Origin of the sequence: Spongiibacter thalassae (genome assembly GCF_012272835.1) — a bacterium.
GTDB lineage: Bacteria > Pseudomonadota > Gammaproteobacteria > Pseudomonadales > Spongiibacteraceae > Spongiibacter > Spongiibacter thalassae.
Genome location: NZ_JAAWWK010000004.1, coordinates 91,928 through 109,016 on the forward strand (window position 1 = coordinate 91,928; position 17,089 = coordinate 109,016).

The 17,089-nt window shown below is 59.1% G+C and carries 18 protein-coding genes; 9 read left to right on the top strand and 9 right to left on the bottom strand.

The features are described 5' to 3' along the window. Positions 1-43 precede the first annotated feature (43 nt). Both HCU74_RS11685 and HCU74_RS11690 read right to left on the bottom strand, forming a co-directional pair. A complete protein-coding gene (locus HCU74_RS11685; RefSeq protein WP_168450597.1) occupies positions 44-346 on the bottom strand; it encodes an SET domain-containing protein in 303 nt (100 codons plus the stop codon). A 3-nt stretch (positions 347-349) separates the two neighbouring features. Further along, positions 350-1,120, bottom strand: a complete 771-nt coding sequence (locus HCU74_RS11690; protein ID WP_168450598.1) for a dienelactone hydrolase family protein — start codon at positions 1,118-1,120, stop codon at positions 350-352. A gap of 93 nt (positions 1,121-1,213) precedes the next feature. Here HCU74_RS11690 and HCU74_RS11695 point away from each other — a divergent pair, with 93 nt between their 5' ends. Continuing rightward, on the top strand, positions 1,214-1,609 hold the full coding sequence (locus tag HCU74_RS11695) for a DUF1761 family protein (protein ID WP_168450599.1): 396 nt from the start codon (positions 1,214-1,216) through the stop codon (positions 1,607-1,609). Positions 1,610-1,673: 64 nt separating this feature from the next. Here HCU74_RS11695 and HCU74_RS11700 read toward each other — a convergent pair whose 3' ends face one another. After that, a complete protein-coding gene (locus HCU74_RS11700) occupies positions 1,674-1,928 on the bottom strand; it encodes a hypothetical protein (protein WP_168450600.1) in 255 nt (84 codons plus the stop codon). Positions 1,929-2,112: 184 nt separating this feature from the next. On the opposite strand from HCU74_RS11700, the gene HCU74_RS11705 reads away from it, so the two are divergent. Both HCU74_RS11705 and HCU74_RS11710 read left to right on the top strand, forming a co-directional pair. After that, positions 2,113-3,087, top strand: coding sequence for a class 1 fructose-bisphosphatase (locus HCU74_RS11705; RefSeq protein WP_168450601.1), 975 nt, complete (start codon positions 2,113-2,115; stop codon positions 3,085-3,087). An 18-nt stretch (positions 3,088-3,105) separates the two neighbouring features. Continuing rightward, positions 3,106-3,945 (top strand): 23S rRNA (adenine(2030)-N(6))-methyltransferase RlmJ, encoded by an 840-nt coding sequence (locus HCU74_RS11710; RefSeq protein WP_168450602.1) that lies wholly within the window; start codon positions 3,106-3,108, stop codon positions 3,943-3,945. Positions 3,946-3,980: 35 nt separating this feature from the next. Here the strand turns inward: HCU74_RS11710 and HCU74_RS11715 are convergent, their stop codons facing one another. Both HCU74_RS11715 and HCU74_RS11720 read right to left on the bottom strand, forming a co-directional pair. Beyond that, positions 3,981-5,000: an LLM class F420-dependent oxidoreductase gene (locus HCU74_RS11715; RefSeq protein ID WP_168450603.1), complete on the bottom strand. Its 1,020-nt coding sequence runs from the start codon at positions 4,998-5,000 to the stop codon at positions 3,981-3,983. A gap of 148 nt (positions 5,001-5,148) precedes the next feature. Beyond that, a complete protein-coding gene (locus HCU74_RS11720) occupies positions 5,149-6,507 on the bottom strand; it encodes a cytochrome P450 (protein WP_168450604.1) in 1,359 nt (452 codons plus the stop codon). A gap of 222 nt (positions 6,508-6,729) precedes the next feature. Between HCU74_RS11720 and HCU74_RS11725 the strand changes: the two genes are divergently transcribed. Next, positions 6,730-7,323 carry a TetR/AcrR family transcriptional regulator gene (locus HCU74_RS11725; protein WP_168450605.1) on the top strand — a complete coding sequence of 198 codons (594 nt, stop codon included), beginning with the start codon at positions 6,730-6,732 and terminating at the stop codon, positions 7,321-7,323. 16 nt (positions 7,324-7,339) lie between these two features. Here the strand turns inward: HCU74_RS11725 and HCU74_RS11730 are convergent, their stop codons facing one another. Next, entirely contained in the window at positions 7,340-8,215 is an 876-nt protein-coding gene (locus HCU74_RS11730) for a TIGR03619 family F420-dependent LLM class oxidoreductase (RefSeq protein ID WP_168450606.1), read from the bottom strand. A 232-nt stretch (positions 8,216-8,447) separates the two neighbouring features. Between HCU74_RS11730 and HCU74_RS11735 the strand changes: the two genes are divergently transcribed. Next, a complete protein-coding gene (locus HCU74_RS11735; RefSeq protein ID WP_168450607.1) occupies positions 8,448-9,179 on the top strand; it encodes a TetR/AcrR family transcriptional regulator in 732 nt (243 codons plus the stop codon). 2 nt (positions 9,180-9,181) lie between these two features. Beyond that, on the top strand, positions 9,182-10,156 hold the full coding sequence (locus HCU74_RS11740) for a ribonuclease Z (protein ID WP_168450608.1): 975 nt from the start codon (positions 9,182-9,184) through the stop codon (positions 10,154-10,156). Here HCU74_RS11740 and HCU74_RS11745 read toward each other — a convergent pair. Both HCU74_RS11745 and HCU74_RS11750 read right to left on the bottom strand, forming a co-directional pair. Further along, positions 10,153-10,851 carry an SDR family NAD(P)-dependent oxidoreductase gene (locus HCU74_RS11745; RefSeq protein ID WP_168450609.1) on the bottom strand — a complete coding sequence of 233 codons (699 nt, stop codon included), beginning with the start codon at positions 10,849-10,851 and terminating at the stop codon, positions 10,153-10,155. The two genes, HCU74_RS11740 and HCU74_RS11745, sit on opposite strands and share 4 nt — an antisense overlap. An 86-nt stretch (positions 10,852-10,937) precedes the next feature. After that, positions 10,938-11,474, bottom strand: coding sequence for a hypothetical protein (locus HCU74_RS11750; RefSeq protein WP_168450610.1), 537 nt, complete (start codon positions 11,472-11,474; stop codon positions 10,938-10,940). Between the two features lie 160 nt (positions 11,475-11,634). Between HCU74_RS11750 and HCU74_RS11755 the strand changes: the two genes are divergently transcribed. The 3 genes from HCU74_RS11755 (at position 11,635) to dxs (ending at position 14,777) form a co-directional block, all read left to right on the top strand. After that, entirely contained in the window at positions 11,635-11,850 is a 216-nt protein-coding gene (locus tag HCU74_RS11755) for an exodeoxyribonuclease VII small subunit (RefSeq protein WP_168450611.1), read from the top strand. Continuing rightward, entirely contained in the window at positions 11,847-12,782 is a 936-nt protein-coding gene (locus HCU74_RS11760) for a polyprenyl synthetase family protein (protein WP_168450612.1), read from the top strand. Before HCU74_RS11755 ends, HCU74_RS11760 begins: the two co-directional genes overlap by 4 nt. An 81-nt stretch (positions 12,783-12,863) precedes the next feature. Beyond that, entirely contained in the window at positions 12,864-14,777 is a 1,914-nt protein-coding gene (gene dxs / locus HCU74_RS11765; protein ID WP_168450613.1) for a 1-deoxy-D-xylulose-5-phosphate synthase, read from the top strand. 3 nt (positions 14,778-14,780) lie between these two features. Here dxs and HCU74_RS11770 read toward each other — a convergent pair whose 3' ends face one another. Continuing rightward, on the bottom strand, positions 14,781-17,060 hold the full coding sequence (locus tag HCU74_RS11770) for a TcfC E-set like domain-containing protein (protein WP_168450614.1): 2,280 nt from the start codon (positions 17,058-17,060) through the stop codon (positions 14,781-14,783). Positions 17,061-17,089 lie beyond the last annotated feature (29 nt).

The following is a 17,089-nucleotide window of genomic DNA, read 5'->3' on the forward strand; positions in this document are numbered from 1 at the left end:
CCAAGCTGGCAGCGGACGGGCGTGAAGTCAAGGCGGGGCGGTGTTACCACTCGTCACCATAGTCGTGCAACAGCTCTTCACCTGCGGCGATATCGCGCAGAGCGACCACGGTAAAATCATCGTAGTAAATCACGTTGGCCGGGCGGCCATGGTTGATGTACTTGAGGGTGCAACACACATCCACCAGTCGCCCGTCGGCAAGGGTCAGGGTATGCAGCCCGGCTTCGTCAGCGGGCTTGACCTCACAGTGACCTATCACCGTATCACTGGCGATAGGTCTGGTGGCGAACAATCCTTTGCCATGCACCGCGCTGCGCCGAACGGCGTAAGACTTGCGCGGCGCCATCCGCTACTCGCCCCCCAGCATACGCAGCAGGGCCGACCAGCTCTGCTGATCCGCTTCGGCGTTGTAGGCCAGCGGCAAACCGTGCTTTTTACCGATGGCGGTCGACCCCGGATTGGTAAAGCTGTGTTTGGCCTGGGGGAAACTCAGCAGCTGTAAATCGACACCCGCCGCCGACATCTCGGCAACAAAATTCCCCACCTGCTCAGCGGGCACCATCGGGTCGGCACCACCGGTAGCGACCAACACTTTCGCTTTTACAACGCCGGGCTCAGCCTTGTTCTCGGTGCCAAGCGAGCCGTGAAAACTGGCCACCCCTGCCAACTCCAGCCCGCGCCGCGCTTGATTCAACACCACCGCTCCACCAAAGCAATAACCAATCGCGTATACCTTGGGGGATGTTTGCGAACTGGCCTTTTTTACCGCCGCCACCGCCGCCTCGAACCGGGCGTTCATTTTTTCCGGCTCGGCCAGCGCGGCATTCATAAACGCCGTGGCATCCTTGGGGTGGCTGGTGCTTTTGCCTGTGCCATACATATCGACGGCGATCGCACTGTAACCCGCCTCGGCCAGCATTTTCGCGCGCTTGCGCGCATAATCGTTCAGCCCCCACCACTCGTGCACCACCACAACCACCGGGCCACTGCTGCGCTCAGACTGATACAGCGACGCTGTGCCGAGGTTGTCGGGCAAGACAATCTTCTTTTCACTCACCCCCGCCTGCGCCACTGCCGCGAAAAACCCCACAAAACAGAGCAACCATTTACCAATACGCATTTCTTCCCCCTGAATATTCTCGAATAGTACGGTTTTACGACTACAATCTAATTCCTACGACTAAAACCACGTTTTTACTACGGACCCTGAGTTATGTCGATCTTCGGTGTAAACCCGATTGCCGCCATTATTGCCTTCGCGGCCAGCAGCCTGCTTGGCTATCTGTGGTATCTACCCCAGATCATGGGCACCGCTTGGCGAACAGAGCAGGGCCTGCCCCCCGAAGCACTCAAGCCAAGCCCCCAGGCACTGATGGTACAAATGCTCGCCACCCTGCTCATCAGCTGGCTGATTGGCGTAAACGTAATGCTGTTACAAAAAGGCCTGTTACCTGCCGGCACCATGATACTGCTTCTGGCGATGTTTGTGGTCAGCACCTGGGCCACTCGGCTGATACAGGGCAAAAACAACAAAGTTGCGCTGATCGACAGCAGTTATGCTGGAGCGATGACCATTCTGAACTATTTGATTTACAGCATTATCTATTAGGTTCTGGCACTCTCGCAGAATAGGGTCAGTGACGGCCGTGCTGCTACCGGCCGAATAAACTCGCCTACATCAGGCTGCGCTCGACGTCCCGCAACCGCCGTGTATAACTACGGCAGTTTTTTCGCAGCCACTCATCGCGACTGCGTCGGGCTTTTTTCATTGCCGCACCGCTGCTGTAGCCACGCAATTTGCGCCCATCCCGCAAGGCCTGCTGCAATCGCACCGCCTCGCGCTTGGCACTTTCACACTCTGGCCAGTCCGCTGCCTGCACTTCCGCCGCACTGAGTAAAACCACCACCAAAAACCAATATCGCTTCACGCGCACCTCCCTGTTTGCGTTTCGCCACATCCTTGCGGCGCCTGTTGGAACACAGTGTGAGTACGTTATGCCACACTTACTCTACGCGCAAGACCCGCACAGGACGGCGTTGCTGTTCCTGAACCGCTGGCACTGGCATAATACACACTTACGCCCTTCTCTCGCCCAGACCGGAACTGTACCCATGAGCCGCGCCACCCTCGCCGACTACCTGACCACACATACCGATTCCACCAGCCTGCAACAACTTGTTATCGCCCTTGCCGACACCAGCATCGACATTCGTCAGGATCTGGCCGGCGGCGCATTGAACGACATTCTCGGTGCTGCGGGCGCAGAGAACGTTCAGGGCGAGGAGCAGAAAAAACTCGACGTTATTGCCAACGACCGCATCAAGGCGGCCCTTGCGGCACTGCCCTGTGTGCGCGGCATTGCCTCCGAGGAGGAAGACGATGTCGTGCCCGCCCACCAAGGCGGAGAGTTTCTGGTGACCTTTGATCCCCTGGACGGCTCGTCAAATATCGACATCAACAGCATGGTCGGGACGATTTTTTCCGTTCTGGGCAGCAACGCCGACGGCCCCCTCAGCGAGCAGGAGTTTTTGCAGCCAGGACGCCAGCAAATTGCCGCCGGCTATATGCTTTACGGCCCCTCGGTGATGCTGGTGCTCACTGTGAAAAAGGGCGTGGTCATGTTTACCTATGATCCTCAATCCGGGCAATATCTGCTCACCGACGATCAGGTGAACATTCCTGCCGACTGCAAGGAATTCGCCATCAATATGTCCAACCAGCGCCATTGGGCACCGGCGATGCAGCGCTACATTGCGGAATTGCTTGAGGGCAAAGAAGGGCCCCGAGGCAAGGATTACAATATGCGCTGGGTCGCAGCAATGGTCGCCGATGTGCACCGCATTCTGTGCCGTGGCGGTCTGTTCTGCTACCCCTGGGACAAGCGCAAACCAGAGCAAGCGGGCAAGCTGCGGCTGATGTACGAAGCCAACCCGATGGGCCTGCTGGTTGAGCAAGCCGGTGGGCGTATTTGTACTCAGGATGGCCCGATTCTGGATATTCAGCCCGAACAGATTCACCAGCGGGTGCCGGTCATTCTCGGCGCCGCCAACGAGGTGGATCTCTGTGTCAGCTATCATCAGAGCTAATTCACCGGCGACCCGCCAATGCTAAGTTACCGCCACGGCTTTCACGCCGGCAACCACGCCGACGTGCTCAAACATCTGGTGCAGGTGCTGCTGCTCGATTATCTGCAACAGAAAGACAAGGCCCTGCTCTATGTGGATACCCACGCCGGTGCCGGCAGCTACTTGCTGAATCAGGGCTTTGCCGCCAAGAACCGCGAGCACGACAGCGGCATTGGCCGCCTGCGGGCTGCCTCCTGGCGAGTATTGCCTGCACCATTGCAACGCTATCTGGCGGTTGTTGAAGCCTGCACGGAGCAGGACGCCGAGCCCAGCTACCCCGGCTCACCCGCCATCGCGCTAGAGATGCTGCGCCGACAGGACCACGCGGAGCTGTTTGAATTACACCCGGCCGACTGCGATATTTTACAGCGCCGTGCCTACCGCCATGCCTCGGTGCATCTGAAAAACGGCTTCGATGGACTGCGCGCCCTGCTGCCCCCGGCGTCCCGCCGCGCACTGGTTTTGATCGACCCGCCCTACGAAAACAAGGCCGATTACAAAACCCTGTGTCGCTGCCTGGAAGACAGCCTGAAACGCTTCGCCCAGGGTGTATACGCGGTGTGGTATCCCCTGCTGCCCCAGGGCGAGTCACTGAAATTGCAGGAAAAGCTGACCCGCCTGTCGCCGGAAAATTACCTGCACGCCAGCCTTGAAGTGTCTGCGGCGAGCGGTGAGCGCGGCATGTACGGCAGCGCCATGTTCGTCATCAATCCACCCTGGCTGCTGCGCGGACAGCTGGAAGAAGCCCTGCCGGTGCTGGCCGAACTGCTTGGTATCGACGGCCAGGGCAGCTTTAGCCTCAGCGGCCAGCAACGCTGATTAGACGGGATATATCCCGGCGTAAAATCTCTGACTCAAAGCGCCTCGATAACGGTCTCCATGGTGCTTACAGAGGTTTCGAAATGGTCCCGGTGGCCGATAATCATGGTTGTCACCGGAGACTTCTGCCAGTCCTGCAGACGCTCGCGAATCCGCTCCTTCGGCCCGAGCAGGGAGATTTCATCGACCAGCGCATCCGGCACCGCCTTGATTGCCTCCTCGTGCTTGCCCTCGTACCACAGGTCCTGCACCTTTTCCGCCTCGTCACCAAAGCCCATTCGACCCATCAGGTTCTTGTGGAAATTGTCCTTGCGCGCGCCCATTCCTCCCAGGTACAGGGCCATAGTCATTTTTCCCGGATACAGGGCCTCTTCCAGATTGTCGCTGACAATGCAGTTCACCGCTGCGCTGATCTCAAAACCCTCTGGCTTGTTGGCCAGACTGTCTGCAAAGATGTTCATGCGGTAGGGCGAAACAAAAATCGGCATCCAACCGTCGAAGCGCTCCGCCGCCAGGGCAATATTTTTCGGCCCTTCGGCCCCGAGAAACACCGGTATTTTCTTGCGCAGCGGATGGGTAATACTTTTCAGCGGCTTGCCCAGACCGAGGCTGTCGGGGCCCTGATAGGGCAATTGATACTGACGCCCCTGGTATTCTACCGGCGCTTCCCGCGCCACTGTGCGGGTGAAAATATCCAGCCATTCGCGGGTGCGCTCCAGCGGCCGCTTGAACTGCTGACCATACCAGCCCTCGACCACCTGTGGCCCGGACACTCCCACCCCAAGACTCAGGCGCCCATTTGAAATGTGATCCAGCGTCATCGCCGACATGGCCGCGCACACCGGGGTGCGCGCAGAGAGCTGCATAACACCGGTACACAGCCTGATCTTACTGGTTTGAGCGGCGATCGCCGCCAGTGGCGTAAAGCAGTCCGAGCCATAGGCCTCGGCGGTGAAGACCGAATCAAAGCCCAGAGCTTCGGCGGTTTGCGCCAGTTCAATAAAGCGATCCGTGGGCTGCTTCTGCCAATACCCCAGGTGTAAACCAAATTTCATCGTGGGCCTCTTTTGCAAAGGGTGGATATCAGGGTCAGTATAGGAACAGCGATCGCGCGGGCACTATGGCAAAACTGCTCAAAGCCGAGGTACAGGGTGGCGAAAAAGATCAGCCCGCCGCAGGTTTCAGCGGGCTTTGCAGGCGCGTTTACAGGCGCTTGAGCACGATAGGCAGGTCGTCGGCGGGCTTGGGCAGCGGCAGGGTTTGCATCTTGTCACTGAAGCCCTCAGCCAATTGGAACTCGTAGCGGGTGAGGAACTGGTGCAGGAAGTTTTTCACCTGCATCAACGCAAAGTGCATCCCGATGCACTTGTGGGCACCGCCGCCAAAGCCAACAAAGCTGAAGCTGTGACGCTTGTGCTCCAGACGCGGCTCCAGCCAGCGGTCGATGTCAAAGCGATTAGGCTCGTCCCAGTACTCCTCCATGCGGTGATTATGCTGTGGCGCCAGGAACAGAATCGTATTGGCGGGAATATGATAACCACCCAGCTCGCAGTCGTTGATTGTGCGGCGCTGCATCATCATTACCGAGGGATGCAGGCGCAGTGCCTCTTTCACCGCCGCTTCAGCAAGGGGCATATTCTCAAGATCTTCGTATTCCAGGTAATCCTTGCCGATCCCCTGTGCCTCCTCCCGCAGGCGCTGCTGCAAGGCTTTGTCCTGACCGACATGGAAGAGCAAATGGCTCAGGGCGCTGGTGGTAGTGTCGTGGGCGGCAAACAGCAGGAAGCTCATATGACCGATTATATCGGTGTCAGAGAAGTAATCACCGTCCTCGGTTTTTTCGCGGCTGAAGTAACTGAAGGTATCAATGCCGTTGCCAGCTCGGCGCTCGTGTATCAAGTCGCCGAAAAGCTTTCGCAAGTAGCGTTCGCCAATTTTTCCCTTGCGGTATTTGGTGCCCGGTAGCTCCTTGGTGACAATGCCCATCAGGCCGTTGGCAATATCCAAAAACGCCGTATTCAGTTTTTCCGCGCGGTCGTCGTCTTCATTAAGGCCAACAAAGATCCGTGCAGCGACATCGAGCAAATTCTGTTTGATCGCCGGAAAGAAATGGAAGTCCTTCTGTTTGTCCCACTGCTCCACCGCATCGCCGATCATCGGCCCCATGGTGTCGATATAACCCTTCATCGCCTCATTTTTGAAGGCGGTTTGCATCATTCGGCGCTGGAAGCGATGTTCCTCGTGGTCCCGAAGCAGCAGCGCCCCTTTATAAAAGCGACCCAGCGACCCCATATAGCCCATTTCAGTCGAAAAGTTCTTGTCGCGGTCGAGATAAATTTCCTTGTACAGGTCTGGCCCCACCAACAACACACCCTTGAACCCGGCAAGGCCAAACCGCGAAATATTACCGTAGCGGCGATACTGGCTGTCGATGGTGCCGTACAGATCCTTGACCAGCGGGAAGGTATAGCCAATCACCGGCCAGCCAAAGGAACCGGGTATATGATCCAGATTCTCGTTATTTTTTGCCTGCTTGTAGCCGGTATTCACTGCCGTCGCCATTGCCATACCTCCACTGGGGAATTGTTACTGTTATTTGAGGCCCATCATAGGCCTCCGCAACATACATATCAATCGTTCGATATAAATAATTTTCAATGGGGCGCGCCAGGTCACACTCTGATCCACCGCCCCGTGAACAGCTGGCATTTCCGATCAGGTATACTTACCCAAAAACAGCATTCGCTTCACTGCATACGCAACTCGGAAGTTTGAGGTAATCGGTTGAGAAAGGTAGACCACGACAGTCGGCGAGAGGAGGTGGCAGAGGCCGCCGCACGACTGATAGCAGAGCAAGGGCTGGACGCCCTCACCACCCGGGCACTGGCAAAATCCCTCGGCTGCTCCATCGGCGTGCTGTCACATTATTTCAACAGCAAGGAAGACATCGTCATCGCCGCTTTTCGCTGGGCTGACCAGCGCATCGACCTGCGCATGCAGGAGGCCATCGCCAACGACGCGCCTGGGCTGGAGGATTTTTTCCCGGTGATAAAAGCGGGACTACCTCTGGACAAGGAATCGGACCTAGAGTGGCGGGTGCGACTGAACCTCCACGCTTTTGCCCTCAGCCATCAGGCCAGCATGGCGGCGGAGCGGGATAAAAACACCCAATTTCGCACACTGATGCGGGAGATGATCGCCGATATGCAACGCCGCAAGCGGCTGCGCAGTGATATCAGCCCCGACGACCTCACCCTGATCGCCTTCGATATTGTGATGGGCATGGCCAGCAATCTGCTGATGACCCCCTTCGACAAACGCGAGGCCCGTGCCGAATACCTGTTCCGCTTTATCGAACTGTTGCGGCCGCCCGGCTAAACCGTCGCGCCCCCCTTTAACGGGACTTCGCAATCACCTCGTTGGCGTACCATTCCATCATGGCCCGCTTCTCCTCCACGGTTTTGTCATCCGGCTCTGCCGCGTAGACGTCACGAAAGGCCACCAGCACCTCATCCACACCGATGTCCTCCAACTGCTTAATACCCTCTGCGGTGTAGGCATCGGCGCTCATGGCGTGAAACTCAAAGGGCAAATGGTCGCGACCATACTCCTGGCGGTAAACATTGATCTGGTCGATCATCTCCTTGATCGACGCCACATCACCACCGGCAGCGATCCAACCGTCACCCAAGCCCGCCGCACGACGCAGTGCGGCCTTTGAATGCCCCCCCACCAAAATCGGCGGCCGCTCGCTGGGCACCGGCGTGATTTTAATCGCCGGAATATCAAACACCTCGCCCTGATAGGAAAAATAGTCGCCGCTCATCAGGCCATTGATGATCTCGATCATTTCGTTCATTCGCTTGCCGCGCGCCTCCCAGGGAACATGGGTGACTTCAAAGTCCTCCGCCCAGGGGCTGATGCCAACGCCATAGCCAAAGCGGTTGCCACTTAGCAAGGCCAGACTCGACAGGGTTTTGGCAATCAACACCGGCTCGTGTACCGCCAGTTTATGTACCGAGGTGGTAAAGCGAATATTGCGCGTTTGTCCGGCGAGAAAGGCCGCCAACAGAAAGGGCTCGACAAAGGGCACACCGTCGAGGAACTCCCTGCTGCCGTCGGCATTGTATGGATATTTGGAGCTGGCCTCTTTGGGGTAGCAGATGCTGTCGGGCATGGTAATGGTGTCGAAACCCAGCTCTTCGGCGATCTGCGCCAGAGGCAGGTATTGCTCCAATGGGCACATACTGTGGTGATAGGCAAACTTCATCGCGATCTTTCCCCCAAAATTATTGTTGTATTCGCTGGCCGCAGCAGAGCCGCCAATCACTATAAAGGGGGGCGGTGCACCGCATAACCTCCGAACGGATGAGGCCCTGCTCAGGCCCTTTGTTGGGAAGACGGCGTAAACATGGGAATACAAAGGCCTTTTTTGCTATTCTGAATAGCATATTTCACCACCGCGCCCGCCGTTGGCGCGATTGCCATTCCCGGAATCGACCATGACCGCCGCCACTGCCGCCAACACCATCAAGGACGCTCGCAGCCAGCGCACCCGCGATGTCATTATTCGCGCTGCCGAGCAGCTCTTTGCCGAACAGGGGGTAGAGGCCGTGTCGGTGAATAATATTACCCGCGCCGCTGGCCAGAGTAACCGCAATGCGGTGCAATACCACTTTGGCAATAAAACCGGCTTGTTGCAGGCCATTTTCGACAAGCACAGCCCGCAGCTGACCCAACGCCGGGGCGAGCTGATCGACAAGCTGGTGGGCCGAGACCTCAGCCCCGCCCGACTAATCGCCACCGCACTCATTGAGCCCTTGCTGGAAAAACTCGCCGACGAAGACGGCGGTGAAGCCTATATTCATATCAGTGCGGAACTGATTGCCAGCAACACCCTCGGTTACAGCCTGCACGACAAGCACCCCATCAAGTTGCCCAGGGAAACCAAACTGGTGCGCTACGCCGCGCAACAACTCACTGACCTGCCCCCGGCAATCACCCGCCACCGGGTACTGCTGATGAATGTGCTGGCTTTCCACGGCCTGTCGGACCACGCCCGCATCCGTCGCAACAATGCCTACGACCCACTCAGCCGCGACACCGCATTTATGGCCAGCAATCTGATCGACAGTATGACCGCCATTATCGAAGCCACACCCTCGGCACAGAGCCTGAACCTGCTCGCCCGCCATGAGCTGGCGGACAGTGCCATCGACAATAGCGGAACCTGATTATGCGCTTTACCTTCCTCGGCACCAGCGCCGGCACACCCACCCGACGCCGCAACGTTACCGGCCTTGCGCTAAGCTGCGACGAAAGCCGCGACTGGTATCTGGTGGACTGCGGAGAAGCCACCCAGCACCAACTGCTTGCCAGCCCCTACTCACTGGCCAAATTGCGCGCCATTTTTATCACCCATGTCCACGGCGACCACTGTTACGGCCTGCCCGGGCTGATCGCCAGCGCCAATATGAGCGGGCGCACCGCACCGCTGACCATCTGTGCGCCCGACGGCATCGAACAATTTATTCGCGCCGCGTTTCTGTACACCGACATCAGCGAACTGCGCTTTCCGCTGGAGTTCGTGCGCAGCGATGCCACTGAATTTCATTTCGAAGACGCGCAGGTCGCCGTTACCGCTACCGCCTTGTCTCATCGGGTGCCCTGCTTCGCCTACCGTTTTGAGGAGCGGCCACCCCGCCACCTTTTGGAAGAAAAACTGGACACCCGGGCTGTGCCCCGGGGCCCACTGTGGAACCAGCTGCAGCGGGGTGAGGATGTCACCCTGGATGATGGCCGCGTTGTACCAGCCAGCGAGATGACTGCCGATGCCTGGCCGCCGCGAAGCATCATTGTCGGTGGCGACAACGATCGCCCTGAACTGCTCGAGGATGCGATGCGCCGCAGTCAGGTGCTGGTTCACGAAGCCACGTTCAGCGAGGACGTTCTGGCCAAGGTCGGCCCGAAGTATATGCACAGCACCGCGGCGATGGTCGCCAAAAGTGCAGCGCGCAGTGAGTTGCCAAACCTGCTGCTGACCCATTTCAGCCAGCGCTATCGACTGGGCGATGGTGACCATGTTGAGCACAGTATTGAAGATCTGCGCCGGGAAGCACAACAACACTACACCGGCACTCTGTTTATGGCCAAGGATCTGGAGACCTATCAGATTTTGCGCGACGGCAAGGTGGTGCCGCTGACCGGCTAAAGGTCGGCGATCATCTTTTGCAGCGCGGCGCCCAACTCTTGCCGCTGTGTGTCTCCCGGCACCACGATTGTCGAAGGCGGCTCTGCTGACAAGGCGGCCAGGCTGCTGGCCACCGCCTCAACACAGCCCAATTCCGGCGCAGGGCAAAAACACTGCACCGCAATATTGTCGTCGACCAATTCCTGCGCCAGACTGCGGGTAAATGCTGCCAGGAACGCCATGCTGGCGCTGTAAACCGCCAACTGCGGGGCCGGAGCCAGTGCAACGGTGGCAGCGACATTGATAATCGCGCCCCCTCCCGCCGCGCGCATAAAAGGCAAAACCCCGCGACTCAAGGCCGGTGTGCTTTGACAGTGCAACGCAACCATGGCCTGCTGAGCATCCAGATCACTGCGGGCAAACTCACCGGTACTGACCAGGTCCCCGTGATTTACCAGCAGCGTGACCGGCCCCCGTTGACGAATTGCCTCCATCAATTCGGCCACCGCCAAGGGCTGACTCAGGTCAGCGGCGATCACCTGCACCTCCCGCCCGGGCGCCCGCAGCGTCTCCGCCAGTTCGCCAAGTTCTGCACCTGGCCGTGCAACCAGAATCATGGATTTGCAAAAGGGTGCCAGCTGCCGGGCGAATTCGCCGCCCAGCGCCGATGTTGCCCCGGTAATCAGGGCGATCTCTGAGGAGTGTTGCGCAAGCATAGTGGTTCTCATGTTTTAGGAAGTGCGAATCGACCTTGGCGCAAGGTCGCAGGATGACATGGCGCGTGGCAAAGGCCATTCACCGCTTATTCCGGTGGCGGCGCCATCACCTTGTCGGCAAAGGCTTTATAGCCCGCAGGGCCCAGCGCGGCGAGCAGCCGATCGCGGTTGAGGCTGACGATATCCTGTCGCGCTCGGGCCATCAGTGCTGCTCGCTCCGACTCGGGCACCCCCACCAACACATAGAGATGACGCTGTGGACTTTTGGCCTTGTCAAATACTCGAATTCCCATAAAGCGGCGCGCGACAACCGGGTCGGAGTTATCGGGAATTTCCAGCTTAACCGCAACGGGCAGTTCCTCCTGCAAGGTGTCGTGGGCAGCGAGAAACAACTTGCTCAATACCTGCTCAATGCCCATTCGGCCGGCAAAGCGATTTTGCAGGGACACAGACGGCATACGGCTTTTATCCCCCACCGCAAGAAAGCTGGCGTCTTCGAAACGCGGTTCACCACACAGCCAGGCCGGTGCTTCTGCGCGCTCGCTATCGGGGAAATCACAAGCCGCCCAAAGGCTGCTGCCGTGCATGACCGCCAGTAAAACCACAATATTTTTCACCTTCACAACCTCAGTCCTCACCCTCTGCTCAATTGTCGCGCAGCCACGATCATATCAAAATGCGCTGCCAATAGTGCTGCCGACACCGTATCCCATTTGCCGTGGCGGTGATCGGCGGTCATGCTAAAATGCCGGCCACTATCTCGCCCGACCTGCGGAGACCACTATGCCCAAAGCAAAAACCGACAATTTTGAGTCAGCACTGACCGAGCTGGAGGCCCTGGTACAGCACATGGAATCGGGTGAACTGAGCCTGGAAGATTCACTGCAGGCCTTTGAAAAGGGCATGCAACTGAGCCGCGACTGCCAAAAAGCCCTGGCCGATGCCGAGCTGAAAGTTCAGCAATTAATGGACAAAGACAACGCGGCCCCGACGCAATGACCACTACCGCCCCCACTACGGACAGCTTTGCCGTGCGGCTGAGCACCTATCAAAACCGCCTTCACGCCGTACTACCCGGACTGCTCGCAGCGGGCGACAGCGAACTTTGCGACGCCGACGCCCGCAGCCAATTGGCTCGATTATTTGAAGCCTGTGAATACAGCCTGATGAACGGTGGCAAGCGGGTGCGCCCGGCACTGGTCTACGCCACCGCCGAGGCGCTGAGTGCATCGGTATCTGACCGCGCACTGGACATCTGCGCCGGAGCGCTGGAGATGATCCACGCCTACTCACTGGTGCACGACGACCTGCCCGCCATGGACAATGACGACCTGCGCCGGGGCAAGCCCACCTGCCACATTGCCTTCGACGAAGCCACCGCCATTCTCGTCGGCGACGGCCTTCAAAGCCGCGCCTTTGAACTGCTTACCAGCCTGCCGCTAGCCGCCGAATGCAGCCTGAGGATCATCAGGCTGGTCGCCGCCGCCAGCGGCCCACGGGGCATGGTAGGAGGTCAGGCCATCGACCTCGCCGCGATCAACCAGCAGATCAACCTGCAACAATTACAAACCATGCACCAATTGAAAACCGGCGCGTTGATTCGCTCAGCCATTGGCATCGCGGCCCTGGCCTGCGGTGCCAGTGACGACCAGCGCCGAAGCCTGGACACTTACGGTGCCGCCATCGGTCTGGCCTTCCAGGTGCAGGACGATATTCTCGACATAGAGAGCAGCACCGAGACCCTCGGCAAAACCCAGGGTGCCGACATCGCCCTGAACAAACCTACCTTCCCCGCCTTTCTCGGCCTCGACGGTGCCAAGCAACTGGCCCGGCAGCTCCACGAGCAGGCGCTGGCGGCCTTGAGCGACTTCGACCACAGCGCCGAATCGCTACGCCTGCTGGCCAGCTATATTATCGAGCGCCGCCACTGACCGGGAAAACGCGCCGATTGGGTATCCCGGCGCGTTTTCGTTTACAATTGCCACTTTACACCGCTCCGGGTTTCAATTTTCATGTTTCAGACCATTCCCCTGCAACGCCCCGCCACACCGCTCCTCGATGAGCTGGCGTCGCCCGAGGATCTGCGGGGCCTGAACGAGGAACAATTACCCCAGCTGACCAACGAATTGCGCGAGTATCTGCTGTACACCGTTGGCCAGACCGGCGGGCATTTCGGCGCCGGTCTCGGTGTCGTCGAGCTGACCATCGCCCTTCACTACGTGTACAACACCCCCGAAGATCGGCTGGTGTGGGACGTGGGCCACCAGTGTTACCCCCACAAAATTCTCACCGGACGCCGCGACCGCATGTCGACCATGCGCAAGGCCGGCGGGTTGGCGGGCTTCCCCAAACGGGAAGAAAGCCCCTATGACACCTTTGGAGTCGGCCACTCCAGCACCAGCATCAGTGCCGCTTTGGGTATGGCGATTGCCGCTCGCCAGCAGGGTATTGATCGCCGTACCGTCGCGGTGATCGGCGACGGCGCGATGACCGCCGGCATGGCCTTTGAGGCCATTACCCACGCCAGCCACACCGGGGCCAATATGCTGGTGGTACTCAACGACAATCAAATGTCGATTTCCAAAAATACCGGCGGCCTGAATACCTATTTTTCCAAAATCTGGGCGTCGAAAACCTACAACCAGTTGCGCAGTGGCGGTAAGAGTGTACTGAAGAAGTTCCCCAAGTCCGCCACCGATATCGCCGCGCGGCTGGAAGAATACATGAAGGGGATGGTGTCCCCCGCCACCCTTTTTGAAGAACTGGGCTTTAACTATATCGGCCCCATCGACGGTCACGATCTGGATATGCTGGTGCCCACACTGCGCAACCTGCGCGCGCTGGACGGCCCGCAGATGCTGCATATCATGACCCGGAAGGGCAAGGGCTTTGCCCCCGCCGAAGAAGATCCGGTGGGCTTTCATGCGATTTCCAAAATCGAACCGGAGGCCACACCATCGGTCGCGCCCAAACCCCCGAAAAAGCCCAAGTATCAGGATATTTTTGGTCAGTGGTTGTGCGACGAAGCCCAACACTGCAGCAAATTGGTCGGCATCACTCCCGCCATGTGCGAGGGCTCCGGCATGGTCGAGTTTTCAGAGCGCTTTGCCGACCGCTTTTACGACGTGGCCATCGCCGAACAACATGCGGTGACACTGGCCGCAGGCATGGCCTGCGACGGGCTCAAACCGGTGGTCGCCATTTATTCCACTTTTTTGCAGCGGGGCTACGATCAGCTGATTCACGATGTCGCCCTGCAAAACCTCGACGTCACCTTTGGCATTGATCGCGCAGGGCTGGTTGGTGAAGACGGCCCCACCCACGCCGGCGCCTTCGACCTGAGTTATCTGCGCTGCATTCCCAATATGGTAATTGCCGCGCCCTCCGACGAAAATGAAACCCGGCAGCTGCTGCACACCGCCTACCGCCACCCTGGCCCCGCCGCGGTGCGCTACCCCCGCGGCACCGGTCCCGGCACCCCGATTGAGCAAGACCTGCAAGCTGTTGAAATCGGCAAAGGACTGCTGCGCCGCAGCGGTCGGGAAGTCGCCATTCTCAGCTTCGGAACGCTACTGGGCAATGCCCTGCAAGCCGCCGATAGCCTGGACGCCACGGTGGCCGACATGCGTTTCGTTAAGCCCCTGGACACCGCGTTAATCGACGAGTTGGCTGCGCAACATGCGCTGTTGGTCACCCTGGAGGAAAACGCCATCGCCGGAGGTGCAGGAAGCGCCGTGGCCGAATACCTGGCGGCTCAGGGGGTATGCCTGCCGATACTTCACCTCGGCTTGAAAGACAGTTTTATTGACCACGGCAAGCACGGGCAGCTTTTGGCCCAGGAAGGTCTGGACGCCGCCGGCATCACCGCCTCGATACGCGAGCGTTGCACCCTGCTCGGGCTGAGCAAAACCGCCGCCGTCAATTAACCGCTAGCTGCCCTTCTCGCTCGACGCCCCGCGACACTCCTGCTCACCCAGGTCGACCACTTCCTCGGTCGCAAGCTCCGCAGGCAGTGTCAGCTCGCACAGCAATCGCCCCCGCTGGTAGACCCTCAGCGCGCGCTCATCGCTGGCGGCATCAAGGGCGAAGAAATCCCCGTTTTGCACCCGGTCTCGACTCATACCACTGCGCACCTCCAGGGGCGCCGTCGCCGCCAGTTCGGGCGCATTGATCTGCCCATACACCGCTACAATTGACGCCGCCTGCCAGCGCACCAATGGCACACTTCCGGGGTAAAGCACCACCCGCTGGCGCGCATTGGCAAATTCCAGCGGCGACGCCTTTGCCGCCTGAATACGCAGGTCGTACACCCGATAGTAGGGCAGAGCGATGAATTTGCGCTGCCCGGTTACCAGGGAAATACGGCGGCGCTCGTTGATCACCAGCTCAACCGGGTAGCCGGGCTTACCCGCAACGACCACATACAGCCCCGAACGCACACCGCCCCCGGTAAAAAAATCGGCCTCACCATCGCTGACCAGCATATTTGTACTCATGGTCAGGCGCCCGGTCCTTGCCCGGCTGTCGCTCCACTCATCGGCCCAGTCCATCGACGCCCGCAACCGGGGCGACTGGTAATCCACCTGAGCAAAGCCAAGGCGCCGGTGATCCACCGACTCTCCCCGCACATTGACGTTTACCCCGGCCCCATCCTCCATCCAGTGATGGGTCATCGCACCCAGTGTATAGCGCTCGGCAAAACGCTCGCCCTCGCCATTGGTGGCCGCCACCCAGCCGACACCGGACTCGCCGTACAGCGACCAGCGCAGCTCCACCCCCGCCGCTGCGCGCAGGAGGTTGTCGTACTGGAACATAGTCGATACACGCAGCTTCCCGGCCAGCAGGTAGTGGTCCCAACGACCGCCAAAACTGTAGGACTCCTGTGCCTCCTGCTCAAGGTATTGCACCCCGGCACTTACGGTAGTGGTTGGGGCTACCCGCAAATACCGGAGCGACACCGACTCCTGATCCCGATTGCTGCGCCGCAGCGGGTCGGGCTCGATGCCCGTTGCCATCGCACGACTATCCGCGCGATACCATTCGGCAGCCAGACTTCCCCAACGCGTTTGCCAACGCAATGTCGCGGTGGCCGCTGCATAGCGGTCGCTGGCAAGCTGGCCACTCAATTCGGCAAATACGGTGGGCGCCAGCCATTGCAGTTCACCCTGCAATGCCAGCCAGCGCGGTGTCACCAACACCGAGTTGTGGTTATACAGCGATTGATTGAGGCGACTACCATAGCCCATGCGAAAAAACTCGCCCCCCTCCAGCAACTGCGGGTCCAGCGCCTCTGCCAGCACGCCCATATCCATTTCCAGCCGGTATTCCCCCAGCGGCGGCAGCCGTGTTGATTTCACAAAGTAGTGTTCTTCATTGAGCAACTCTCGTCCCCCCGCGGTCGCGCGCACAGTGAGGGTGTAAGCACCATCGGGTAGCTCCGACACGTCGAGCTGCTGTCGGCCGGAGCCATAGTTTTTACTGGCCAACAGCCGCCCGTCCCGGTAGAACTCCACGCGACTGTCCTCGGCGAGAAAGACCTCGATTGAAGTCGCCCCCAATTGCTGCAGGTCCAGGCGCAATTCGTTGACCTGACGCACACCCACCGCCAGCGCCATCGCACTGGGGGACAGTCGATCACCGTCGAGGAAGTAACGACCCGCCGTCAGCCGTTCGTCGCGTCGCTCATAAACAAAGTTAAATTCTCCCAGATAGGTCTCGTCGCTGTTATGCAAGCCCGTATCAAACTGCAGACGCCGGTTGCCGGCACTCAGCTGCTGCCGCCACGCGAGGTTGATCCGCTCGTCGCGGGACACGTGGCGGACTTCGGTGTAATCGACAGCAAGGGCCAGACTGGAAAGCGAGGAGACCCGGTGACGGTGCTCAGGCAAAAATTCGGCATGATGGGCCTGTTGAAGGCTTAGGATACGCGGATTAAGCAGAATTTCCGCGCTGAAATTCGCCGGATCAAACTCGACTCGCAACAACTGCTGCGGGGCAAAGCAGTGCTGCAGGGACTTTCGCTGGCAATGGCCGGGGCGATTATAGCGCTGTACCGCGGCCAACGCGGATGCTACAGCGCTATCGTTGTCGGTGTCGGGCAGGCTCTCGGCAATCTCTTCAGGGACATCAAATCGCAGGGTTTCGCCGTCAAACTCAGCAAAGGTGGACACCAGAAATTCGCCGCCATAGGACACATCGACGAAGGCCATTTCACCGGCCTTTGACAGCGGTGCAAACA